Origin of the sequence: Streptomyces sp. NPDC005533, assembly GCF_042871845.1 — a bacterium.
Classification (GTDB): Bacteria; Actinomycetota; Actinomycetes; order Streptomycetales; family Streptomycetaceae; genus Streptomyces.
On record NZ_JBIAJH010000018.1, the window covers coordinates 125,820 to 148,522 of the forward strand.

Annotated in this window: 17 protein-coding genes and 1 pseudogene; 8 read left to right on the plus strand and 10 right to left on the minus strand. The window is 72.7% G+C overall.

The features are described from left to right. Positions 1-44 precede the first annotated feature (44 nt). Both ACFYP3_RS19965 and ACFYP3_RS19970 read right to left on the minus strand, forming a co-directional pair. Entirely contained in the window at positions 45-1,559 is a 1,515-nt protein-coding gene (locus ACFYP3_RS19965; protein WP_388834053.1) for a peptidoglycan DD-metalloendopeptidase family protein, read from the minus strand. 5 nt (positions 1,560-1,564) lie between these two features. Further along, entirely contained in the window at positions 1,565-2,554 is a 990-nt protein-coding gene (locus tag ACFYP3_RS19970) for an alpha/beta hydrolase-fold protein (protein WP_388834056.1), read from the minus strand. Between the two features lie 181 nt (positions 2,555-2,735). Here ACFYP3_RS19970 and ACFYP3_RS19975 point away from each other — a divergent pair. From ACFYP3_RS19975 to ACFYP3_RS19995, 5 genes and pseudogenes are all read left to right on the plus strand, one after another. After that, positions 2,736-4,398 (plus strand): annotated as a pseudogene (locus tag ACFYP3_RS19975) (peptidase M23). Positions 4,399-4,796: 398 nt separating this feature from the next. Next, on the plus strand, positions 4,797-6,305 hold the full coding sequence (locus tag ACFYP3_RS19980; protein ID WP_388834059.1) for a DUF4246 domain-containing protein: 1,509 nt from the start codon (positions 4,797-4,799) through the stop codon (positions 6,303-6,305). Between the two features lie 166 nt (positions 6,306-6,471). Continuing rightward, positions 6,472-7,860 carry an MFS transporter gene (locus tag ACFYP3_RS19985; RefSeq protein ID WP_388834132.1) on the plus strand — a complete coding sequence of 463 codons (1,389 nt, stop codon included), beginning with the start codon at positions 6,472-6,474 and terminating at the stop codon, positions 7,858-7,860. 7 nt (positions 7,861-7,867) lie between these two features. Further along, positions 7,868-9,784 (plus strand): helix-turn-helix domain-containing protein, encoded by a 1,917-nt coding sequence (locus ACFYP3_RS19990; protein ID WP_388834061.1) that lies wholly within the window; start codon positions 7,868-7,870, stop codon positions 9,782-9,784. Between the two features lie 248 nt (positions 9,785-10,032). After that, a complete protein-coding gene (locus ACFYP3_RS19995) occupies positions 10,033-10,542 on the plus strand; it encodes a hypothetical protein (RefSeq protein WP_388834064.1) in 510 nt (169 codons plus the stop codon). Between the two features lie 856 nt (positions 10,543-11,398). Here the strand turns inward: ACFYP3_RS19995 and ACFYP3_RS20000 are convergent. The 4 genes from ACFYP3_RS20000 to ACFYP3_RS20015 all read right to left on the minus strand — a co-directional run bounded on the left by ACFYP3_RS20000 (position 11,399) and on the right by ACFYP3_RS20015 (position 13,794). Next, positions 11,399-11,809 carry a four-helix bundle copper-binding protein gene (locus tag ACFYP3_RS20000; protein ID WP_388834067.1) on the minus strand — a complete coding sequence of 137 codons (411 nt, stop codon included), beginning with the start codon at positions 11,807-11,809 and terminating at the stop codon, positions 11,399-11,401. Positions 11,810-11,916: 107 nt separating this feature from the next. Continuing rightward, on the minus strand, positions 11,917-12,438 hold the full coding sequence (locus ACFYP3_RS20005) for a DUF4396 domain-containing protein (RefSeq protein ID WP_388834069.1): 522 nt from the start codon (positions 12,436-12,438) through the stop codon (positions 11,917-11,919). Positions 12,439-12,597: 159 nt separating this feature from the next. Beyond that, the gene (locus ACFYP3_RS20010) at positions 12,598-13,254 is read right to left on the minus strand and encodes a DUF305 domain-containing protein (protein WP_388834072.1); all 657 of its coding nucleotides are present in this window, start codon (positions 13,252-13,254) and stop codon (positions 12,598-12,600) included. A gap of 123 nt (positions 13,255-13,377) precedes the next feature. Continuing rightward, on the minus strand, positions 13,378-13,794 hold the full coding sequence (locus ACFYP3_RS20015) for a DUF6153 family protein (protein ID WP_388834075.1): 417 nt from the start codon (positions 13,792-13,794) through the stop codon (positions 13,378-13,380). A 201-nt stretch (positions 13,795-13,995) separates the two neighbouring features. Between ACFYP3_RS20015 and ACFYP3_RS20020 the strand changes: the two genes are divergently transcribed. Further along, on the plus strand, positions 13,996-14,757 hold the full coding sequence (locus ACFYP3_RS20020; RefSeq protein WP_388834078.1) for a TetR/AcrR family transcriptional regulator: 762 nt from the start codon (positions 13,996-13,998) through the stop codon (positions 14,755-14,757). Here ACFYP3_RS20020 and ACFYP3_RS20025 read toward each other — a convergent pair. Continuing rightward, complete coding sequence (locus ACFYP3_RS20025; protein WP_388834134.1) at positions 14,744-15,814, minus strand: enoyl-CoA hydratase/isomerase family protein; 1,071 nt, start codon at positions 15,812-15,814, stop codon at positions 14,744-14,746. The two genes, ACFYP3_RS20020 and ACFYP3_RS20025, sit on opposite strands and share 14 nt — an antisense overlap. Positions 15,815-15,974: 160 nt before the next feature. After that, positions 15,975-16,526, minus strand: a complete 552-nt coding sequence (locus ACFYP3_RS20030) for a DUF6434 domain-containing protein (protein ID WP_388834081.1) — start codon at positions 16,524-16,526, stop codon at positions 15,975-15,977. Between the two features lie 128 nt (positions 16,527-16,654). Here ACFYP3_RS20030 and ACFYP3_RS20035 point away from each other — a divergent pair, with 128 nt between their 5' ends. Together ACFYP3_RS20035 and ACFYP3_RS20040 are read left to right on the plus strand one after the other, a co-directional pair. Beyond that, entirely contained in the window at positions 16,655-17,242 is a 588-nt protein-coding gene (locus ACFYP3_RS20035; RefSeq protein WP_388834084.1) for an isochorismatase family protein, read from the plus strand. Positions 17,243-17,465: 223 nt separating this feature from the next. Continuing rightward, entirely contained in the window at positions 17,466-19,412 is a 1,947-nt protein-coding gene (locus ACFYP3_RS20040) for an NAD-binding lipoprotein (RefSeq protein ID WP_388834087.1), read from the plus strand. Positions 19,413-19,447: 35 nt separating this feature from the next. Here ACFYP3_RS20040 and ACFYP3_RS20045 read toward each other — a convergent pair whose 3' ends face one another. Continuing rightward, entirely contained in the window at positions 19,448-19,819 is a 372-nt protein-coding gene (locus tag ACFYP3_RS20045; RefSeq protein ID WP_388834090.1) for a hypothetical protein, read from the minus strand. Between the two features lie 41 nt (positions 19,820-19,860). After that, complete coding sequence (locus ACFYP3_RS20050) at positions 19,861-22,650, minus strand: hypothetical protein (protein WP_388834093.1); 2,790 nt, start codon at positions 22,648-22,650, stop codon at positions 19,861-19,863. Between the last annotated feature and the right edge of the window lie 53 nt (positions 22,651-22,703).

Genomic DNA, 22,703 nt, shown 5'->3' on the forward strand with positions numbered 1-22,703 from the left:
GGCACGGCCGACCACGGATCGGGTGGGGGCGGTCGGGAGGCGGGTCAGTCGAGGCCGGGTCCGGCGGTGTCGCTCAGCCAGCCCCACTCGGACCAGGTGGAGAAACCGGTCTGCCACTTGTGGTGGACGCCGGCGCGGCTCGTGCCGAAGATCTCGATGCGCCCGTCGGCGTTGGCGGTCGCGGTGACCTCGGTCCCGCCACCGCCGAAGGCGGACCATTCGCCGTAGGGCGCGTTGACGGCGCGCTGCCACATGTGCATCGCCGTGGTGCCGTTGACGGCGAAGACCTCGACCCGGCCGTCCGGGGTGTGCTCGCTGGTGAGCTGCGCGTCCGCGGGCCCGCCGGTCGGTTCCCACTCGGACCAGCTGCCGGGACCGGTCTGGTACTTGTGGAACACACCGGCCGGGCCGGATGCGAAGACCTCCAGGCGGCCGTCGGCGTTGTGGGCGGCGGTGAGGTCACGGCCGCCCCCGCCGAAGGTGTCCCACGGGGACCAGCCGCCGTTGGGGTCCGTCTGGTATTTGTGCTGGAAGCCGTCCCGGCCGAGGGCGAAGACCTCCAGGCGTCCGTCAGGCGACTTCTCCATCTCCACGCGGCTGTCGGCGGGGCCGCCGCCGGTGGGTACCCATGGCGACCACCCGCCGCTGGGGGCGATCTGGTAGCGGTGGAAGAGGCCGGCCGGGCCGGAGGCGTACACCTCGATGCGGCCGTCGGCGTTCACACCGGCCGCGGTGTCGCGCCCGCCGCCGCCGAAGTCCTCCCAGTTCGACCAGCCGCCGGAGGGCGAGAGCTGCCAGCGGTGCTGGAAGGTGGCGCCGCTCAGGGCGAACATCTCCAGCCGGCCGTCGGCGTTGGGTGCGATCGCCAGCTCGGCGTTGCCCGGACCGCCGAGCGGTTCCCAGGCGGACCAGTTGCCGTTCACCTCCTGCTGCCAGGCGTGGTGCACGCCGTCGGCGCCGCCTGCGAACACCTCCAGGCGTCCGTCCGCGGACCGGGCCGACACCACCCGGCCCGACTCCGCCGGATACACCGGCGGCTTGGGCCGCGGACCGCTGCCCGGGACGCAGGGCAGCACGACGCCGCGCTCCGCGAGATAGGCCTCGGGGTCGATGCCGTACGAGGTGGACCGGTCCCCCCAGATCCGCAGATGGAGGTGGGGGCCGGTGGAGTTGCCCTCGGCGCCCATGAGGGCGATCTGCTGGCCGGCCGCGACGTGGTCGCCGACGACGACGTCCCGCCGGGACATGTGCCCGTATTCGGAGATCCTGCCGTCGGGGTGCAGGACACGGATCCACTGGCCGTAGTCGCCGGTGTACCCGGAGATCGTCACCTCGCCGTCGCCGACGGCGTAGATCGGCGTACCGACGGCGTTGGCGATGTCCACGCCGTTGTGGCCGCTGTGGAAGTGCTGCGACACGATGCCGCCGGCCGGGCACGCGGCGGGCGGGAGGCCCGTGGTCCGGGCCGCGGCGGGCATCGGGGCCGCCAGGGACGCCAGCAGGGCGGCCGTGGCGGCGAGGACGCAGGTCAGCGCGCGTCGGGAGAGTCGGGGGAGCACGCCGCTCACGCCTTGCGCAGCCGGTCGACGATGCCGTCGATGTCGCGCTGCATCATGTCGTGGCGGATGAAGTGGCCGCCGGGCAGCTCGTACCACTCGTGCGGGATCCCCGCGTTCCCGAGGAGGGAACGGAACTCCCGCTGGCCCGCGAGCACCTGCGTCTCGTTGGCCCGGTCGAACCAGTTGACGGGATCGGGGCTGGTGCCGGCGACGAGGAAGACCCGCTTGTTGCGGTAGCTCTCGATGCGCTGCACCGGGTTGTCCGCGTTCACCCGGGCCTCGTCCCACAGCGGCGCCCCGTAGACGGTGCCGCCGTTCAGGTCCAGGAGGGCGGAGGAGGCGTTGGCCCAGTGGACCACGAGGCCGTTGTCGCGGCGCAGGCTCGCCGGGCCGGAGTGGGCGCTGACCGAGGCGAAGTGGCCCCAGTACTTGGCGGCGTACTTCAGGGCGCCGAAGCCGCCCATCGAGAATCCGGACACGGCCCGGCCGTCGTACTCCGCGTACGTGCGGAAGTTCGCGTCGACCCACGGGATCAGCTGCTCGATGTGGAAGTGCTCCCAGTTGCGCGGGCCGGCGTTGGAGTTCACCGGGTTGGAGTACCAGCCCGCGTGGCCGCCGTCGGGCATCACGACGATGAGCGGCTTGCCCGCCGTCCAGGCGCGGATCCCCTCCCGGTCGAAGGTGATGAAGTCCTGGTCGGTGCCGCCCCCGTGGAAGAGGTAGAGCACCGGGTACGTGCGTCCGCTCCAGTGGTAGTCGTCGGGGAGCAGCACGTTGACGGCCGGATTCCAGCCGATCGCACCCGTCTGGAACCGGTAGTACCACATGCGGGCGTCGACCTCGCCGCGCTCGACGATGTGCAGGCCGAAGCCGTCGCCGACGGCCGAGGCGGGCGACGCGGCGGCGAGGACACCTGCGCCGCCCACGGCCAGCGCGGCCGAGAGGCCTCCGGCGGTCTTGAGGATGCTCCTGCGGCTGGGGTGCTGCGCGCTCAATGTGACCTCCTGGTCGGGAGTCTGACGATGCGTCGGCGATCTCGGACCGGCCTGCCGGTCCGGCCGACACCGTCGTCACGTTAGGACCGGGTCCACCGGGCAGGGCATCCGGAACGATCCGGAGTGACATGCCGGTTCCGTCGCCCTTTCATCGAAGTGCTCCACGACAGAAGGGAAGACAATGGCGATGGATGGTTTACGTCGCGCGTTCGCAAGACTGGCTTTCGTGGCCGGTACATGGGCGTTGGTCATCGGCATGACCGCCCCGGTCGCCCTCGCCGCGCACCCGCCCGTTCCGGGCCCGGGCGACGACCGGTTCGGCGTCTCCCACTACTTCGGCGGCCCGCAGGGTCTCGCCATCCCCACCGTGCCGTGTGATCCGGCCGGGCCGTCGGCCGCCGACGCCATCATGGCCGACCAGCTCAACCCGCAGTTGCACGCGAAGATGGCCGGCTACATGAACGCGTACAAGGTGTCGTGCGCGCGGATGGTCACCCAGGCGGTGAAGGACCGGGGGCTCAACCAGCGGGCCGCGGCCATCGCCATCGCCACGGTCATCGTGGAGACCAGCCTCAACAACTACTCCCAGGCCGTCGACCACACCAGCCTCGGACTGTTCCAGCAGCAGGACTGGTGGGGCAGCCGGGAGCAGCGGCTGAACCCGACCTACGCCACCAACGCCTTCTTCGACCGGGTGGACCAGCTGTATCCGGGCGGCTCGTGGAACAACGAGGCGATCGGCGAGGTGTGCTGGCACGTCCAGCAGCCGAGGGAGGACCTGCGCGGTCTGTACGCGGTCGAGGCCGACGACGCGTTCGTCATCGCCAACGCGCTGTGGTCCGGTACGGGGCGGCGGCCCCAGGCATCCGTACGGCTCGGGCCGGGTGGTGTCGGGGCGGTCCGCGGACGGGCGGCTGGAGGCCTTCGCGGCCGGCTCCGAGGGCGTGTACCACTCGTGGCAGACGGCGGTGAACGGCGGCTGGTCGTCGTGGCGGTTCGAGGGCGGGCCGCGCGACGCGCAGCTGGCCGTGGCGTCCAACGCGGACGGCCGGCTGGAGGTGTTCGCGCTGTCGGGCAGCACCTTCGACCACATGTGGCAGACCGCGCCCGCCGGGAGCTGGTCCGCCTGGGCGAACTTCGGCGGCGGCGGGTACCGGCTGGCCGCGGGGAACAACGCCGACGGGCGCATCGAGGTGTTCGCGTCCAACGCCGACGGCGTGTTCCACCGCTGGCAGACCGCGCCCAGCGGCGGCTGGGCCGAGTGGGAGGGGGCCGGCGGCGGGCCGGCCAACGCCCGGCTCGCCATGGAGAGCGCACCCGACGGGCGCCTCGAGGTGTTCGCGCTGTCGGACGCGACGTTCGAGCACCTGTACCAGACGGGGGTCAACGGCGGCTGGTCCGCCTGGGAGAACTTCGGCGGGGGTGGACGCGACCTGGCCACCGGCCACAACCAGGACGGCAGGCTGGAGGTGTTCGCGTCGAACGCCAACGGGGTCTTCCACCGCTGGCAGACCAGTCCGAGCTCGTGGTCGGAATGGGCCGGCATGGGCGGGATCCCCAACGCCGAACTGAGCGTCTCGCGTTCGGCCGACGGGCGGGTCGAGGTGTTCGCGATCAACGCCAACGCCGCGAGCCACGCCTGGCAGACCCGTCCGAACGCGCCGTACTCGGAGTGGGAGACCTTCGGCGGCGGCGGCACCGAGATAGGGGCCGGCAACAACGCCGACGGCCGCATCGAGGTGTTCGCCACCAGCCGCGCCGGCGTCTTCCACCGGTGGCAGACCGGCTTCGCCACCTGGTCGGAGTGGGGCTGGCTGAACGATTCCGGCCCCGCGGTCAACTAGGCCGTCCCTTCCGGATCGTGCCCCTCGGGCCCGGCAGTGCCGTCGACCGACGGCACTGCCGGGCGCCGCGGGCCGTGGGCGCCCCCCGCTGTTTGGAGCGGGGGTCCCGGGGCACACGGCGTAGCACCACACGGTCACACCAGGAGGGCTCATGTCCGGACTACTGGCAAAGATCAAGCAGTTCAGCCGCACACCGCAGGGGCAGCGGACGATCGCATCGGTGCGGCGCGCGGCTTCCGACCCGCGCAAGCGGGAGCAGGCCCGAGGAATGCTGAGGCGCCTTCGAGGCAACCGCTGACCCGGACGAGGGCGGGTGGGTGTCAGTCCGCAGACAGGTGGGTGTCAGTGCGCTGAAGTATCCTTCCGGCCACCGCACACCGCCTCGAAGGACCAGAGAATTGACCGGCCTGTCTGCTTTCCCGCTGCCTTTTCACGCATCCCGTTCCATAGCGTTCGCGACACCCCGAACGCTCCGGGAGCTCCAGATGATGCAGTGCAGCGCGCACATCCGGGCGAAGCCCGGGTGGTTCGACAAGATGAACGACGCCGAGATCGTCGCCCGGTGGACGCGCGAAGCGCTCGCGCAGGGGCTCACCGAAGCGCAAGTGCGTTACGTACTCGCCGAGCTCGTGCACTACGCCGCGCTGCGGGACGGGCGCACCGGCGTCGAGGTGTCCGCCGTCGACGGGGTGTGGCAGTCGGACACGCTGGTCGACGACAAGCTCAGGTCCCGGCTGCGTGAAGCGGTCCAGGTCCTGGAGCAGGTCCCCGAAGCAGAACAGGACTGGCACCCCGGATCCGACGGCCAGGTGCTGGATCTGGTTCATCCCTCGCTGTTCTGCCTGGTGAGAGAGGTCAGTGGCGCGCCCGAGCGGGCGTGGCAGAACCCGACGGACCGCTATTCGAGGTACGAGTTCTCGGAGAGGTTCCAGTGGCTGCCCACGGACGTCGACGTCACTGACGACGGCGACGTCACCTTCCTGTCGTACGTCAACAACGTCCGCCCCGACCTGCACCACGAACTGCTCTCCGTCCTCCCGGACGTGTTCGCGCGCATGCGCCCGCTGCTGGAGAACGTGCTCACCGACCTGCGTCATCCGCGGCCCCTGCGGATCGAGGCCGATCCCTACGGGTGGTACGACGCGCAGCCGGAGTATCCGCGCAAGTCCTCGTACGGCGATTCCGAGGCCTACGCGGCAGCCCTTCGTACGTGGGAACGGGCACAGGACGACTGGTGGGAGAACCGCCGGCCGGTCGTCCCGGACGCCCCGGCCTTCACCCCGCCCGAGTCGCCCGGTCCGTCCGACCGCGTCGACCTGCGCGGCCGCCGCCTCCAGGTCATCGTCAAGCTCGCCACCATTCACCTCACGCCGGACAAGCCCGAGTACCCGGGCGGTTCCTGGCACGTGGAGGGGATGCTGAACGAGCGGATCGTCTCGACCGGCATCTACTACTGGGACAGCGAGAACATCACCGACAGCCGGCTGAGTTTCCGGGCGGCGCTCGACGACCCGGACTACGAGCAGAACGACGACAACGGCCTGCGCGAGGTCTACGGCCTGGAGGACGAGAACGCGCTGAACCAGGTGCTGGGATCGACATCGACCCCGGCGGGCCGCTGCCTGGCGTTCCCGAACATCCTCCAGCACCGCGTCAGCCCGTTCGGCCTCGCGGACGCCACCCGCCCGGGACATCGCAAGATCCTCGCGTTCTTCCTGGTCGATCCGTCGGAACGGATCGTCTCGACCTCCGATGTGCCGCCCCAGCAGCCGTGGTCCGACACCTCGACGATGACGCTCGAACAGGCACAGGAGCACCGCGAACAACTGATGCGGGAGCGGAAGTTCTTCGTCGACGAACACAACGAGCAGCTCTACGAGCGGGAGTTCTCCCTCTGCGAGCACTGAGCCGCGGGCGTCCTGGGCCGACGGGCGGGTCGCTCCCGCTCGTGTGGCGGCAGCGCACATGAAACGGCGCCCGAATGTGTCGGGCTGCCACATATGCCGCTGACCTGGGGACTTCTACGTTGTGGCGACACCGATCGTCCCCGCAGACCCCCTGGAAGTGGTGTTCATGGCCTCCCCCGAGACCGCTCCCCCGACCGCCGGATCCATCAAGAGAGTCGTCGCCGCCAGCCTCGTCGGAACCACCGTCGAGTGGTACGACTTCTTCCTCTACGGCTCGGCCGCCGCGCTGGTGTTCAACACGCTCTTCTTCCCCTCCAGCGACCCGCTGGTGGGAACCCTGCTGGCCTTCCTGACGTACGCGGTCGGGTTCGCGGCCCGGCCGCTGGGCGGTGTCGTCTTCGGGCACTTCGGTGACCGGATCGGCCGCAAGAAGCTGCTGGTGCTCAGCCTGCTGATGATGGGCGGAGCGACCTTCGCGATGGGTCTGCTGCCGACCCATGCCTCCATCGGGGTCGGCGCGCCCGTCCTGCTGACCGTGCTGCGGCTGGTCCAGGGCTTCGCCCTGGGCGGCGAGTGGGGCGGCGCGGTCCTGCTGGTGTCCGAGCACGGCGGCGCCGAGAGCCGCGGTTTCTGGGCCTCCTGGCCGCAGGCCGGCGCTCCCGGCGGCAACCTGCTCGCCACCGGTGTCCTGGCGCTGCTCGCCGCGGTCCAGTCCGACGAGGCCTTCCTCGCCTGGGGCTGGCGCGTCCCCTTCCTGCTCTCCGGCGTCCTGGTCGTCGTCGGCCTGTGGATCCGCATCTCGGTCACCGAGTCCCCGGTCTTCCTCGAAGCCCGCGAGAAGGCCGCCGAGCAGGCGGCGGACGGCCTCAAGGACGAACCGCCGGTCGTCGAGGTGTTCCGCAGGAGTGGGCGGGAGGTGCTCACCGCGATGGGCACGCGCTTCGGCGAGAACATCTCGTACTACGTCCTCACGGCGTTCCTGCTGGTCTACGTCACCGTCCACCTCCAGCTCCCGAAGAGCGACGCGCTCAACGCGGTGCTGATCGGCTCGGCGGTCCACTTCGTCACCATCCCGATGTGGGGGGCGCTCTCGGACCGGCTCGGCCGCCGCCCGGTGACCCTGATCGGCGCGCTCGGCATGGCCGGCTGGGCGTTCGCCTTCTTCGCCCTGCTGGACTCCCGGTCCTTCCCCGCCATCGCGTTCGCGGTCACCGTCGGCCTGCTGTTCCACGGTGCGATGTACGGCCCGCAGGCCGCCTTCATCTCCGAGATGTTCGACACCAGGGTCCGCTACTCCGGTGCCTCGATGGGCTCCCAGCTCGCCTCCATCGTCGGCGGCGCACTCGCCCCGATCATCGCGGTGGAGCTGCTGAAGGAGTACGGGACCTCCACACCGGTCTCCCTCTACCTCTGCCTCGCGGCGCTCGTCACCGCCCTGACCGTCTGGACGGCCCGGGAGACCCGCGGCCGCGACCTGACCGTGGACGGAAGGCCGTCGTCCGCCGCCGCCGAACCGGCACGCGGTCTGCGGGACTCCGAGCCGCTCGGCAGGTGATCCCCGTATGCTCCCCGCCGTGACACCACCAGGCACCCAGCACGCCCACACCGCCCTGCGCCGGCTGCTCGACCTGCTGGCCGAGGGAGCGCCGGCCGAGGACTACGCCCGTCCCGCCGCCGAGGCGCGGGACGCCGACGCCCCGGCGGGCGAGCTGGCCGACATCGCCGAGGCCACCGACGTGGCGCTGCGGATCCGGCGGACGCTCGGTCAGCACCGGCGGCGCGAGGCCGAGCTGACGGCGTTGTTCGACACGGCGAGTGACCTGGCGGCGTTGCGCGAGCTGGACGCGGTGCTCCGGGCGATCGTCCACCGGGCCAAGCTGCTGCTCGGCACCGACGTCACGTACCTCTCCCTCAACGACGAAGCCGCCGGCGATACGTACATGAGGGTCACGGACGGGTCGGTCGCCGCCGCGTTCCAGCAGGTCAGGCTCGGCATGGGCGAGGGGCTCGGCGGCCTGGTGGCCCAGACCGCCCGTCCGTACGCCACGGGCGACTACCAGGCCGACTCCCGCTTCCACCACACGTCCGCCATCGACGGCGCGGTCGGGCAGGAGGGGCTGCGGGCGATCCTCGGCGTGCCCCTGCGCGTCGGCGCGCGGATCATCGGCGTGCTGTACGCGGCGGACCGCGCTCCCCGGGAGTTCTCCCCGGAGGAGGTGGCGCTGCTGTCCTCGCTGGCCGACCACGCGGCCATCGCGATCGACGGCGCCCGGCTGCTGGAGGAGACCCGGGCCGCCCTGGCCGATCTCAACTCCGCCTCCGAGACGATCCGGGCGCACAGCGAGGACGTGCGCCGGGCGGAGCGGGCCCACGACCAGCTGACCGACCTCGTCCTGCGCGGCGGCGGAGCCGAGGAGGTGGCCGCCGCCATCGCCGCCATCCTGGACGGAGCCCTCGTCATCCACGACGCCCACGGAGCCGAGCTGGCCCGTGCCGGAGCCGGCCCGGTGCCCCCGCCCGCGCGGGCCGTGGAGGCCTCCCGGGCCAGCGGACGGGCCGTCCCGCAGGACGGCACCTGGGTGTGCGCGGTGCTGGCCGGGCCGGAACTGCTCGGCAGCCTCGCCCTGACCGGCCGCACGGCCCTGTCGGACACCGACCGGCTGCTGTTCGAGCGGGCGGGCGTCGTCACCGCGCTGCTGCTGTTGCTGCGCCGGTCCGTGGCGGAGACCGAGGACCGGGTGCGCGGAGAGCTCCTCACCGACCTCCTGACCGACCTCCTCGCCCTGACCACGGACCCGGGCGCGCTGGCGGCCCGGGCCCGGCGCCTCGGCGTGGACCTGTCCCGGCCGCACTGCGTCTTCGTCATGCACGGCGACGTGGCCTCACGCCACCGCCTCCTCGCGGCGGCCGCCCGCAGCGGTCCGGCGCGGGGCGCTCTCGCCGGGATCCACCACGACCACGTGGTGCTCGTCGCGCCGGTCGGAACGCCCGGCCCGACCGCCAAGGCGCTGGCGGCGGAGCTGAGTCAGGCCGTGGGTTCCCCGGTCACCGTCGGCGCCGCGGGCCCGGGCGCGGGGCCGGCGGCACTGTCCGCCGCGCACGGCGAGGCGCACCGCTGCCTGTCCGCGCTGCGCGCCCTGGGCCACACCGGGCGGGGCGGGGCCCTGCCCGAGCTCGGTTTCGTCGGCGTGCTCCTCGGCGACCAGGCCGATCTGGTCGGGTACGTACGGAGCACGCTCGGTCCCCTGCTCGACTACGACGACCGGCGCGGCACGGACCTGGTCCACACCCTGGACGCGTACTTCGCGCAGGGCACGAGCCTGACCAGGACGAGGGCGGCGCTGCACGTCCACGTCAACACCGTCGTGCAGCGCCTGGACCGGGTCGGCCGGCTCCTCGGCGAGGACTGGAACTCCCCGGCGCGCACCCTGGAGATACAACTCGCACTGCGGCTGCACCGCCTCACGCACGGCCTCTGAGCTTGCCGATGCCGCCACCCGCCCCCGACGGACCGGCCCCGCCCCCCAGCGATTCGGTTTCCGCTTCGCTCCGCGCTTGCGGGACCTGGCCGACCAGCGGTTCGGGCGCGCGGACGTGCCCGCGGGCGACGGCTGACCGGGTGCTCGTGGGCCGGCGGGGCCTGGGACGTCAGTGGCCGGCGTGTCCGTCGTTGTGCGGCGGGAGGGTGGCGGCGGGCTTGGGTGGGGCGGAGGGGCCCGGGGCGGGGGTGGTCGTCGGTGGCGGGTTCTTCGGCGGTGCCGTGGCTGTGACCGCGGCCGGGCGCGGTCTCCATGGACGCCGCGACTTCGCGCAGGCCGAAGAAGGCGAGGGCCCCCACGGTGACCACGGTCAGGCCGAGGAGGCTGACGATGCGGTGGTTCGGGGTGTCGGCGTCCTTGATGACGTACGCGACGAAGGAGACGACGATGCCGGCGGGGACGAGGACGGCGCCGCGGGCGGGGAAGTCGTCGAAGTGCTGCAGGCCCCCGCTGAGCATGCCGATGCCGAACGACAGCAGCAGCGAGGAGCCGATCACGGTGAGCATGCGCGGAAGGCCGGGCCGCTCGCGGGTGAGGAGGAACTCGTTGAGGACGGTTGCGGTGAGGAAGACGAGCGCGCCGTAGGCGGCGATGCGGGTGTAGCGGTCGGGGTCGAGGGGGTGGTGGACGACGGCGCCGCTGATGAGGCCGGCACCGACGAAGTAGCCGACGTATCCGAGGTAGCGGGCGGCCAGTGACCGCTTGCGGGAGGAGCGGGCCTTGCGCCGGGAGGCCCGCCCGCCGGCGGGCGGATTCGCAGCGGTCTGCGGGGTGCGGGCGTCGAGGAGCTGGGTCATGTGGGTGGGTTCCTTGGGTGCGTGCGCGGCTCATCACCCGACGTGCCGTCGTGGCGGCGGTACGGGTGGGCGATGAGAAGTCAGGGCAGATCGGGACAGAAGGCCCGGATCTATACCTGTTGCACCACGGAGCCGAGGGAACTGTGCGACGGAGGAAGGCCGCAGGGCAGGAGCTGGGTCCACTGCTGCGGCGTCATCGCGGCGAAGGCGGGAGTACGCACCGCGACGGCGGCCAGGGGCGGGCCGGGCAGGCCGCTGTCCTGCTGCGGGTGTGCGGAGGCGCACGCCTCCGCAGGATGCGAGTGAGCTCCGCCGGCGTCGTCGTCATGACGGTCGGGCCGCTGGTCGTCGTGGTGAGGGTCGCCGCCCGTGTCGGCGGGCGCCAGGCGTGGGTGTAGAGGAACGCGAACAGCAGCGCGGTCAGCCACAGCAACCGCAGCGGGCCCGCCGGGTGGCGGGTCCGCGTCGTGCCGAGAGCAGGGCGGGCCGTGATCACACCGTGACCCTATCCGGCACCCGGAGGGCGTCGCCCGGCGACCCCGTCGTCGCCGTGGTCGAGGAGGGCGGCGAGTGATCGTCCCGTTCAGCGCCGCCTGTCTGCTGACCGGCCTCCTGATCACCGGGGTGGCGACCGTTCTGCTGCGGGTGCTGCTCACGGCGGCCGCGCTGTCGGTGTTCAAGCCGCGTGGGGTGACCCGCTACGGACGCCGTCGACGCGAGCAGGCCGCGCGGACGTGGCGACCCGGGCCCGGCCGCGTCAGCCGAGGGCGCCGAGGAGCTCGTTGCACGCCTGCTCGCAGGAGCGGCAGGCCTCGGCGCAGATGCGGCAGTGCTCGTGCATGTCCGCGTGCCGTCCGCATTCGTCGGCGCACGCCTTGCAGACCATGGCGCACGCCTCCAGGACCGCGGCGGTGATGTGGGCGTCGTAGCCGGTGTGCCGGGAGAGGACCGCGGCGGTGGCCGTGCAGATGTCGGCGCAGTCCATGTCGGTACGGATGCACTTGGCGAGGTCGCCCACCATGCCCTCGGACAGGCAGGCGTCCGCGCACGCCGTACACGCCTGCGCACAGGCGATGCACTCCTCGATGCACTTGGTGAGCTTGGCCTGGTCGATGTCGCCTAGGTCGGCCGGGTAGGTGGCGAGCATGTCTTGCACGGTGCTGGACATCTTCGGTGCCTCCGATCCCCGCGGGGCCGGGCGGATCCGGGATGGCCGCCGTCGAGGCCCCCGTACCTCCAGCTAACGCCCTCCCACGTCAACGCGCCCGGCCGGAGTCAGTGGTGGGCGTGGACGACGGCGTGGCCCTTGCCGCGGCCGATCATCCACTTGTTCACCGGCGTCGTCAGCAGGAACGCGACGACGAATCCGCCGAGCAGCGACGTCCAGAACAGGGTGTCGGAGAGGTGGGCGTCCATCGCGCCGGGAACCAGCGCGATGATGCCGTTGTCCACGAGTTCCATCACCGCGATCGAGACGGTGTCCGCGGCCAGCGCGACCTTGACGGCGGTCTTGAAGTCGAGGCCTGCCTTGCGGACTGCGAACAGCGTGAACGAGTAGCCGAACAGGAACGCCAGCGCGATCGCCAGGATCATGGTGGGGACGTTGCCCCACATCAGGGCCGTGCCGATGATCATGCCGAGGATCTCACCGATCGCGCATCCGGTCAGGCAGTGCAGCGTCGCCTTCGCGGCCGCCCCCCAGGTCACGACGCCCTTCTGATGCCCGGCGTGACCCGCGTGCGCCTGGTGGGCGCTGTGGTCGTGCGCGGCCGCTGTGTGGTGTGCGCTGTGATCCATGACCGTCATCCCCAATCCCGTCCAGTGTGACCCGCTCCCGCGGACCCACACCAGAACCATATACCCCCAGGGGGTATATGGCGAGGGGTGATGGACCCGGAAACGGCGAAGGGGTGCGCCGGACCGTGACGGCCCGGCGCACCCCTCCACCGAAGTGGGTCAGCTCTTGCCGAGGAGGTTGTTCATCCTGGCGATTTCGGCGGTCTGCGAGGTGATGATGGCGTCGGCCACGGTCTTGGCGTCTGGGAAGGAGCCGTCGGCCTTCTCCGTCTTGGCCATCGCCACGGCGCCTTCGTGGTGCTTGATCATCATTTGCATGAAGGTGGTGTCGAACGCCTTGCCCGAGGAGCTCTTCAGCGCGTCCATCTCCTCGGCCGTCATCATCCCGCCGCCCGCTCCGTGCATGGAGTGGTCCATGGCTCCCTCGGCGGGAACCTGCTCACCCCACGAGGTCAGCCAGCCCGACAGCGTCTTGATCTCCGGGTCCTGCGCCTTCTTGATCTCTTCGGCGAGCTTCTTGACCTCGGCGGACTCCGCGCGGGTGGGAGCGAGGTCGGCCATCTCCACGGCCTGACGGTGGTGGGGGATCATCCCCTTGGCGAACGCGACGTCCGCGGCGTTCTGCCGGCCCTGCGTAACCGGGGCCGAAGCCGGCGCCGAAGCCGGGGCGGTCGGCGACGGCGAGGCGTGGCCGGCGTGGCCGGCGTGGCCGGCCGAGCTGTCGTCGCTCGACCCGCAGGCGGCGAGGACGAGAGCGGCTGCGGCTGCGGCCGCGACAGCGGCGCCCCGGCGGATGAGGGAACGGTGGGTGTTCATGAGGGTGCGACTCCTTGATGCGCCACCCGAGCGGGCGGGCGCCGATGCGGGATGAGGACGTACCGGAGCACGGCATCCCCCGCCGGCACTGGGCCGGGGCGAGGTGGTGCCGTGCGGGCGTTCCTATATCCGCAGAAGTTGCAGCTCAGCGAGGTCGGGCGGCGCCCGGCCGGCCTCAGGCGTCCCGGCCGCGCTGCCGGGCAGCGCCGCGAGCACGGGGGCCGGACCGAAAGCCTCGGCCAGGGCGGGAGGAGCGTACGGGGCTGCGACACCGGCCGCCGCGCACGTGGCATCCGCGTGATGCGCATGGCCCGTTCCGCCATCGGTGTGCGAGCAGCCGTGCGCCGCCACCTGCTGGGCGGCTCCCGCGTGGACCATCGCCCTCATGTGACCGCCGGCAGCCGCCGACGGCTTCGCGGGAGCAGGAGCAGGCCCCGGCCCCAGGCCGTGCATCGCCAGCACACCGGTCAGCACCGCCAACACCAGCAGCACGAAGCCGCGCCCCACAGGGCGAAAGCTCGACTGCTTCGTGCTGGTCATGCGGTCATCGTACGATTCAGCCCGACAGCCCCGCCGCATCCCCCTGCCGGCCACGATCCACCACACGGGTGGCGGGACTGCCGACGATTCCCCCGGAGCCCTGTCGGTTCAGGGGAACTGGAGCTCGCCCCGTGGGAACGCGTGTCGAGAACGCCGTACGCGTCACGCGTACGGCGTTCGCAGGTGCGTTAGGGTGGCGGCATGCCAGCCGACGAGAAGCAGCAGAGTCCCGGCGCGCCCGCCGCCTCCCCGGTCCCCTCCGTCTGGACCCGTCCGCGCCGCAAGGAGCAGCAGCCGGCGCTCAGCCGGGACCAGATCGTCGTGGCGGCCGTGCGCATGCTCGACGCCGACGGCATCGAGGCGCTGAGCATGCGCAAGCTGGGCACCGGGATGGGCGCCGCCGCCACCTCGCTCTACCGGCACGTCGCCAACAAGGACGAGCTCATCGAGCTGGTCGTGGACGAGGTCTACGGCGAGCTGGAGGTGCCGGAGATCACCGACCCGGGGGCGTGGCGCGAGGCCCTCGCGCGCAGCGGTCACAGCCTGCGCGACATGGTCCTGCGCCACCCCTGGGTGGCCTCCGTCCTCGGCCAGGTCGGGCTGGCGTACCTCGGCCCGAACCTGATGCGCCTGTCGGAGCGGATGCTGAGGCTGGCCCGGACGGCCGGCTTCCCGCCCGGCGAGGCGGAGCTCGCAATGAAGGCCGTCATCTCCTACGTCATCGGCGCCACCACGAGCGAGGCCTCCTACCTCTCCCTCCTCGCCCGCAGCGGGAAGAGCGAGGCGGAGTGGCTGGAGTCGCTGCTGCCCGCGGCCCAGGAGGCCCTGGAGGAGCACCCGCTGACGCACGACCACGCCGCGGCGAAGCACGGCGTGGACCCGGCGCGGATGCGCGAGGAGAACTTCGACTACGGCCTCCAGCGGGTCCTTGACGGCCTGGAGGTCCGGCTCAGCCGCGGCTGAGACCGCCCTCGGGCAGGAGCAGTTCGCGGCCCTCCCCCAGCGGGGCGAAGAACCGCTCCACGTCCGCGTCGGACACGTCCGCCAGGTCGGCCGCCGACCAGCGCGGCCTGCGGTCCTTGTCGACGACCTGGGCCCGGATGCCCTCGACCAGGTCGGGCGAGCGCAGGGCGTGGCAGGACACGCGGAACTCCTGCGCGAGGACCGGCTCCAGGGAGCCGAGGGCCGCGGCCCGGCGCAGCGAGGCGAGGGTGACCTTGAGCGCGGTCGGGGACTTGGCCAGGATCGCCTCGGCGGCCTCCTTGGCGGCGGGCACGCCCTGGGCGAGCAGGCGGTCCACGATCTCCTCGACGGTGTCCGCCGCGTAGCAGCGGTCGATCCAGGCGCGCCGCTCGGCGAGTTCGCCGGGCGGCGGCTCCTCGACGTACCGGGGCAGCACCTCGTCCGCGGGGGCCGCCGCGAGGGCGGCGGTCAGATCCGGCAGGCGGTCGGCCGGTACGAAGTGGTCGGCGAGGCCGCACAGCAGCGCGTCGGCGGCGCCCACGGCGGCGGCCGTGAGCGCGAGGTGGGTGCCGAGCTCACCGGGGGCCCGGGACAGCAGGTGGGTGCCGCCGACGTCGGGGACGAAGCCGATGCCGGTCTCGGGCATGGCGACGCGGGAGCGTTCGGTGACGATGCGGACGGTGCCGTGGGCCGAGACGCCGACGCCGCCGCCCATCACGATGCCGTCCATGAGGGCCGCGTACGGCTTGGGGTAGCGGGCGATGCGGGCGTTGAGCCGGTACTCGTCGCGCCAGAAGTCCGCCGACGCGGTGGCGCCGGCCTTGGCGTCGTCGTGGATGGCGCGGATGTCCCCGCCCGCGCACAGGCCGCGCTCCCCCGCCCCGCGGATCAGAACCTGGTGGACGGCGGGATCCTCCGCCCATGCGGCGAGCGCCTCGTCGATCCGCAGCACCATGGGGTGGGTGAGGGAATTGAGGGCCTTGGGGCGGTTGAGGGTGACCACGCCGGTCCGGCCCTCGACGTGGAGCAGGACCGTGCTGTCGGTGTTGCCAGAGATGCCGGAGATGCCGGAGGCGCCGGGGTTGCCGGAGGCGCCGGGGATGCCGGAATTCCCGGCCGTGTCGTCTTCGCTCTTCACAGCGCTCAGTATGTCCGCCGGGCTCTGGCGCTCCCTCCGGGAGGCCGACCGGAACACGACGGCGGTGCGGGGCGTCCGGTCAGTCGCGGGGGCGGGCCCGGTGGGCCCGCCAGGCGGCCAGGGCTTCGGCGCGGGTCCCGTCGGGATGCCGGGCGTGCCAGTCGCGCAGGAACCGGTTGAACTCGAACGGGGCCTCCACCTCCTGGGGTTCGGCCGCCCGAGCGCGGGTGGCGTGCCAGTGGGCGACGGCCTCGGCGAGGGTGCGCCCCGCCTGCCGGGCGACGTACTCCCGCATGAAGGCGTCGAAGTGGAAGGCGGGACCGATCTCCCGCACGAAGTACTCCCGCAGCACCTGGCTGCACCGCTGCCCCTGCGGGATGACGGTCGAACCGTCCACGGGAGCGGCGAGCTGGCGCCCGGCTCGGCGGGGCGCGGGGGCCGCCGGTGCGGGGAGGCCGTCGAGCGCGGCGGCGAGCCGGGCCGTGACGGCGGCCTTGCCGCCGCCGGCGGACAGGCCCATCCGGCGGGCCAGCGCGCTCAGTTCGGCGAGCGTCCAGTACCAGCGCAGCAGTTCCGCCCCGGTCAACGCCACCGTCAGGGCAGGCCGGGATTCCCCTGTATTCGCACTCACGTTCCCATCATACGGGGCGCGGAGCGGGTGTCGGACACGGCGGCGTATCCACGGTTCCCGTCCTCGGGCTCCCCTTGATGTCGCTTATCTTCGGACATGTCCAGTCCGCTTACCGCGACGGAGGCCCCATGACCGACGACTCGAACCGCCTCACCCTGGGCGGCGACACGGCCCTGGTCCTCATCGACCTCCAGACGGGCATCCTGGGCATGCCCATCGCCCGGCCGGCCCCCGAGATCCTCGCGAAGGGCATCGCGCTGGCCGCGGCGTTCCGCGCCCACCGGCTGCCCGTGGTCCTCGTCAAGGTGGCCTGGTCGCCCGACGGCGGCGATCTGCCCACCTCCAACGTGGACCGCCCGGGTCCGGCCGCCGCCCCGCCCCCGGCGTTCTCCGAGATCCCCGCGGAGCTCGCCGCCCTCGGCGACGCGGTCGTCACGAAACGGCACTGGGGCGCCTTCACCGGCACCGAGCTCGACCTCCAGCTGCGCCGCCGCGGCATCCACCGCATCGTGCTGGCCGGCATCTCCACCAGCGCCGGGGTCGAGTCCACCGCCCGTACGGCGTGGGAGCTCAGCTACGACCTGGTCTTCGCGGAGGACGCCACCGCCGACACCGACCCCGACTCCCACGCCCACACCTTCGGCAAGATCTTCCCCCGCATCGGCAAGGTCAGCAGCACCGACGAGGTCATCGCGGCCCTGCGGTCCCCTTCCTAGCCCCGGTCAGCCGCAGGCGGCGGTGACCTGCGGACGATGCCCGCCGACACGGTGGCGCTCGGCGGCTGCCTCCAGGGCCCGTTGGGCCGCCGCGTGCTCGGCGCCGTGGCCGACGGCGGGCAGCAGCCCCGCCGGGTCCGTCGGACGAAGGCGGTCGGGGAGGGTTCACCCGTAACCGGGCGGACTCCCGTGGGTTAGCAGCGCGGAAGACGAGGGAGCCCGCATGGCACAGCAGCACACGAACCCCCTACGGCTGCGCCTGCGGTACCGGTTCGACCATCTGGTGGCAGGGGGGACCGCCACGCTCATCGGCTGGCTCGCCCTGGCCTGCCTCGCCGTCGTGATCCCGGCAAGCACGGTGCTCGTCTGGGCCGACCGCCGTGCTCCCACGAGCCTTTCCGGCCGGGTCACGGCCGTGTGGGTCAGCGTCGGGCAGACCCTGAAGCTCGGCGGCGCGGTCGGTTCCCCCGTGTACGTCCTGGCCTCGGTGACGCTCGCGCTGGTCGCGCTGCTGTTCGTGTCGACGCTGGTCAGTCTGATCACCACCGGCATCAACGGGCGGATCATGGCGCTGCGCCGCGGGCACTCCACCGTGGTGGAGGCGGGGCACACCGTCGTCCTCGGCTGGTCCGACCAGATCTTCCCGGTGATCGGGGAGCTGGTGACCGCCAACGCCAACCAGCGCAGGTCGGCCATCGCGGTCCTGGCGCCGATGGACAAGGTGGAGATGGAGGACGAGATCTCCACCTCCGTCGCGCGGACCGGTACGACCAGGATCATCTGCCGCAGCGGCCGCACCACGGACCCCGCGGTGCTGGCCCGGGTGAGCCCGCAGACCGCGAAGGCCGTGCTCGTGCTGCCGCCCGCCGGGGAGGCCGGCGACGCCCACGTGGTGAAGACCCTGCTCGCCCTCGACGCGGCCGTCCCCGGACCCGGTGCCGCGGTGGTGGTCGCCGCCGTCCGCGACACCCGCAACCACCTCACCGCCCGGCTGGCGGCGGGGCCCGGCGGCCACGTCCTGTGCGTCGACGACATCATCGCGCGGCTCCTCGTACAGACCGCCCGCCAGCCCGGACTCTCCCTCGTCTACCAGGAGTTACTGGACTTCGCGGGCGACGAGTTCTACACCGCGGCCGCCGGGGACCTCGCCGGACGCACCTTCGGCGAGGCCCTTCTGGCGTTCACCACGTCCTCGGTGGTCGGCCTGTTGCGCGCTGACGGCGGCGTCGTCCTCAACCCGGACCCCGGTACGGCGATCACCGCCGGCGACCGGATCGTCCTCATCTCCGAGGACGACGACACGGCCGTGCCGCAGGACGCGGCGGGCCGGGTCGAGGAGGACGCGATCGTGACGGCCCGCCCGCGGACCGCGCTGCCCGAACGCCTGCTCCTCCTGGGCTGGAACCGCCGCGCCCCGCTCGTCCTGGAACAGCTCGACCAGTTCGTGAGCCCTGGAACCACCCTCGACGTGGTGGCCCTCGGCGGCGAAACGACCCTGCACAGCCGCCCCGAGGCCGCCGCGCCGCGCAGCCGCCTCGAAGTGTCCTTCCACGACGGGGACATCACCGATCCCCGGGTCCTGGCGAAGCTGGACGTGCCGTCGTATGACAGCGTGATCGTCATCGGTGAGCCGGCGCCCGGGACGGAAGCGGCCACCGGCACCGGCACCGGCACCGAGGCCGGCACAGACCCCGACACCGCCACCGGTACGGACGACCGCACACTGGTGACGCTGCTGCACCTGCGCGCGATCGGCGAGGCCGCACAGCGGGAACTCTCCCTCACCACCGAGATGTCGGACGACGGCAACCGGCTGCTGGCCCCCGCCCGGGAGGGCGCCGACTTCATCGTCAGTGGCCGGCTCATCAGTCTCCTCATGACCCAGATCTCGGAAAGCCGCTACCTGGCCGACGTGTTCGAGGAGCTCTTCCGGGCGGAGGGGAACGAGCTCCACCTGAAGCCGGTCTCCGACTACGTCCGCACCGGCCGCGAGGTGGCGTTCGCCACCCTCGTCGAGTCGGCGCGCCGCCGCGGTGAGTGCGCGGTCGGCTACCGGCTGCGCGCCCGGGCGGCCACGGGCCCCGACTTGGGGGTGCGGCTCAATCCCGACAAGCGGGAGCGGGTCCGCTTCGGCGAGCACGACTGGCTGATCGTGCTCGCCGAGAGCTGAGGCGGGCCTGGCGAGGTCCGCGGACCGGAAGGGGGCTACTGCGGGCCGGCGATGCCCAGGTGCGCCGCGAGGGTCATGAAGGCCGCGGTCAGGGCGGGAACGCCGGCCTGGGTCAGGTAGCCCACGAAGCCGCCCATGAGCTGCTGGAGCCGTGAGGGCGAGGGCTCGTTCCCAGCCGCCTCGCCCTGCAACTCGTGCAGGGTCCGCCGCGCACCGGCCTCCTGCTCGGAGGACAGGCCGAGCCGGGGAACGAGGCCCAGCATCAGCTCCACGAACGGGGCCACGGCTGCCGTTCCGGAGTCGGCCGAAATGGTGGTGGAGGTCTGTTTGCCGCGGTCACCGCTCTGGAACTGGCCGGTGGCCGAGCCGTGAATGGTGATGTTCCGGGTTCCCTGGTCGTCGGCCATCTTCCCGCCCCTGTCTCGCGTCTCGCGTCTCGTGTGTCGTGTCAGCCGTTGGAGGGTTTGCCGAGGCACTCGATTCCTTCCGGGCCGCCGGCGGACGAGCAGGGGACGCGCTGCAGCGGCGGCTCCTGCGGCTTGGGCATGCCGGTCACACCGGGAGCGAGGTGGACCCGGGGGAACTGGGCGAAGGCGCCGGCCAGGGCGCCGGTCGCGCCGCCGTCGCTCACATCGGTGCTGGACAGGCCCACGTACCGCCCGGTCGTGAGGTTGAGCGTGCAGGTCGCGGTGCCGTTCGCGTACCTCTCCTGGCGGCCGCCGTCCTCGTCGATGCCCCTGCTGTTCGGGTCGAACGGGCTGGGAGAGGCGGGCCCTTCGTCGCAGCCGAACCACTCGGCCTCCCCGTTGAAGGGACGGGAGAAGCCCGGGGTGTTGCCCGTGATCTTGCCGGAGAGGCTCATCTTCGTATGGAGGGGTACGAGGAACTCGCAGGCGCGTGGCGGCGCCGGCTCCGCGCCTCGGGTCGCGTTCTGGGCCGACTGCAGGGGCGGTTGGACGCAGGGCTTCGTACCCGGCGTGTCGGGGGTGACGGTGACCTCGAAGGGCGTCGCTCCCAACTCGACGTGCACCAGGACGGTTCGCGGCCCGTCGGTGGTCCGGTCACCGGTCCGCCGGAGGCACTCCCGTCTGGCGGGCTCGTCGTCGGGGCTGGTCGTCGTGGCGCACACGGTGCGTTCCCTGTCGGCCTTGACGGTGCACGCCGCGGAGGAAGGGCCTTCCTCGCACCCCCAGTAGACGACGCTCACGCCCTGCGGGAGCGGTCGGGCGGGAATGACCTCCACGGGTCCCCGCTCGCCCTTGACCACCCGCGAGACCTTCGTGCAGCTGGTCGTGCCGGTCCCGACCGGGCACGGGCCTTCCGGGACGCCGGGCATGTCCCTGACCTCGAAGAGGCTGGTCGCGACGTGCACGTGCAGGGGCACCGTGGGAGGGGCGGCGGAACCGCCGCCCCTGTTCAGGACCGTCACGGCGCCGCCCGCCACCGCGAGCAGCGACGCTCCGATCACCACCTTGGCGAACAACGAGAGGCCGACCGGATCCACGGGTGGGACGGGGGCTCCCGTGCCCGGCGGCGGACCGTGCGTCGGCGTAGGGGGGCCTGCGGGAGGGTGCGGCGGCGGCATCCGGCTCGCCGCCGACGGGTCCGAGCCCGCGCCGGGGTCGGAGCCCGCGCCCGCGTCCGAACCCGCCCCGTGGTCCGAGCCCGATCCCGCGTCCGAACCAGCGCCCTGGTCCGAGCCAGCGCCCTGGTCCGAGCCCGTGTCCGTGCCCGGGCTGGAGTCGGAGCCCGGCAACGGCGCGGTGCCGGGCGTGGTCAGGGCCTGGGCGCCTTCGGCGACGCCGGCGCTGGTGTGGTCACCGAGGGCGTACCAGGCGGCCGCCGCCGCGCCGAACGCAGCGGCGGCGGCGACCCGCCGGCCCGTCAGCCACGAGCGCACGCCGGATTCGTACGTGAAGTAGGCCTGGGCGCCTTCGTCACCGGCCGCGCGGGCCGAGGCCAGCCCCCGGGTCAGGATCCGGCCCCATGCGCCCCAGCGAAGGGAGCACGCCAGCAGGGGGGCCGCGGCCCTGCTGAGAGCGACGCCCAGGTCCGGCCGGCCCGCCCGGCCGACGGCGTCGGTGAGCCCGGCGATCAGAAGGCTGTGGTCCGCCAGTGCCACGGGCTCGGTCCGCCGGGCGGACACCCACGCGGTGAGCCGGGCCACGGCCTCCGCGAGCTGCCGGGGGCCGAGCTCGAAACCCTCCGGCAGCGTGCTGCCGGGATCGCCGGCCAGGCGGACGTGCGGCCCGGTGACGCTCAGCACCCCCAGCCCGGCCAGCAGGCCGACGGCCTCCTCGACGGCGGTGGGCGTGGCGTCCGGTAGCAGCGCCGTGAGCACCTCGACGGTGGTGTGCGCGTCCGGCACCGTCGCGAGGAGCGCCAGGACCTGCCGGGGCACGCCGCCGAGCCCGGCCACGGCCCGCCGCAGCAGTCCGGGGATCTCGGCGGGCGCCGGCAGCAGCGCCGTTCCCCCGTCCGCACCGGGGCGTGCCAGGGCGGCCGCCCTGATCAGCGCGTACGGATTGCCCTCGGTCGCCTGCCACAACGAGGCGGCCGTGTCCGCCTCGGCCGGCAGCAGCGGACGTCCCAACTCCCGGGCCAGCAGCTGCAGCCCGGCCGACGCGGAGAGACCGGCAAGGGCCACGTCCTTGCCCTCCCCCCACAGCAGGCGCTCGCGCGAGCTGAAGGCCACGGTGCCGGACGGCATCGCGTCCTGGAGCCGGGTCAGCTCCCCGGCCGGTACGTCGAGGTGGTCGACGACGACGCAGAGTCGGAGCCCGGCGAGGAGGCGGTGCAGTTCGCCGTCGCCGGGACGGTATCCCGGGGCGTCGTAGCAGGCCTCGAAGACGCTCTGGGTCAGGTCGTCGACGTCCTTGCCGTGCCCGTCGAGGAACACGACGCCGTCGCGGTGGTCGACCTCGAACACCGCCTGCCGGATCAAGGTGCTCTTGCCGACCCCCGCGGGTCCGTGCACCCCGGCCGGTTCGTCGTCGGTGATGCTCCGCACCAGCGAGGCCAGCTCGGTGTCCCTGCCGAGCGGCGGCCGGCTCGCACGGCGCGGGAGGCGTTCGATGCGTGCGCGGCGTACCGGCTTGGGCCGTTGGGCGGGGCCCACCACCGTCACGGCGGAATGCGTCGCGTTCACCGTGACGCTCAGGACGTCGTTGTTGTCACCGGTGACGAATTGGCCGAGGGCGTTGCCGCTCACCGACAGGTTCCGGTCTCCACCCGCCATCATCCCTCCCGCTTTGGCGTACGGAACGTCTCGGCCAGCATTCCGCGTCCGTG

Bases quoted from the DNA above. Each gene is read 5' to 3' on its own strand.
- ACFYP3_RS19985 (WP_388834132.1), top strand. From the start codon at position 6,472: ATGGCCTCCCCCGAGACCGCTCCCCCGACCGCCGGATCCATCAAGAGA.
- ACFYP3_RS19990 (WP_388834061.1), top strand. From the start codon at position 7,868: ATGCTCCCCGCCGTGACACCACCAGGCACCCAGCACGCCCACACCGCC.
- ACFYP3_RS20000 (WP_388834067.1), bottom strand. From the start codon at position 11,809: ATGTCCAGCACCGTGCAAGACATGCTCGCCACCTACCCGGCCGACCTA.
- ACFYP3_RS20005 (WP_388834069.1), bottom strand. From the start codon at position 12,438: ATGGATCACAGCGCACACCACACAGCGGCCGCGCACGACCACAGCGCC.
- ACFYP3_RS20010 (WP_388834072.1), bottom strand. From the start codon at position 13,254: ATGAACACCCACCGTTCCCTCATCCGCCGGGGCGCCGCTGTCGCGGCC.
- ACFYP3_RS20015 (WP_388834075.1), bottom strand. From the start codon at position 13,794: ATGACCAGCACGAAGCAGTCGAGCTTTCGCCCTGTGGGGCGCGGCTTC.
- ACFYP3_RS20020 (WP_388834078.1), top strand. From the start codon at position 13,996: ATGCCAGCCGACGAGAAGCAGCAGAGTCCCGGCGCGCCCGCCGCCTCC.
- ACFYP3_RS20035 (WP_388834084.1), top strand. From the start codon at position 16,655: ATGACCGACGACTCGAACCGCCTCACCCTGGGCGGCGACACGGCCCTG.
- ACFYP3_RS20040 (WP_388834087.1), top strand. From the start codon at position 17,466: ATGGCACAGCAGCACACGAACCCCCTACGGCTGCGCCTGCGGTACCGG.
- ACFYP3_RS20045 (WP_388834090.1), bottom strand. From the start codon at position 19,819: ATGGCCGACGACCAGGGAACCCGGAACATCACCATTCACGGCTCGGCC.
- ACFYP3_RS20050 (WP_388834093.1), bottom strand. From the start codon at position 22,650: ATGGCGGGTGGAGACCGGAACCTGTCGGTGAGCGGCAACGCCCTCGGC.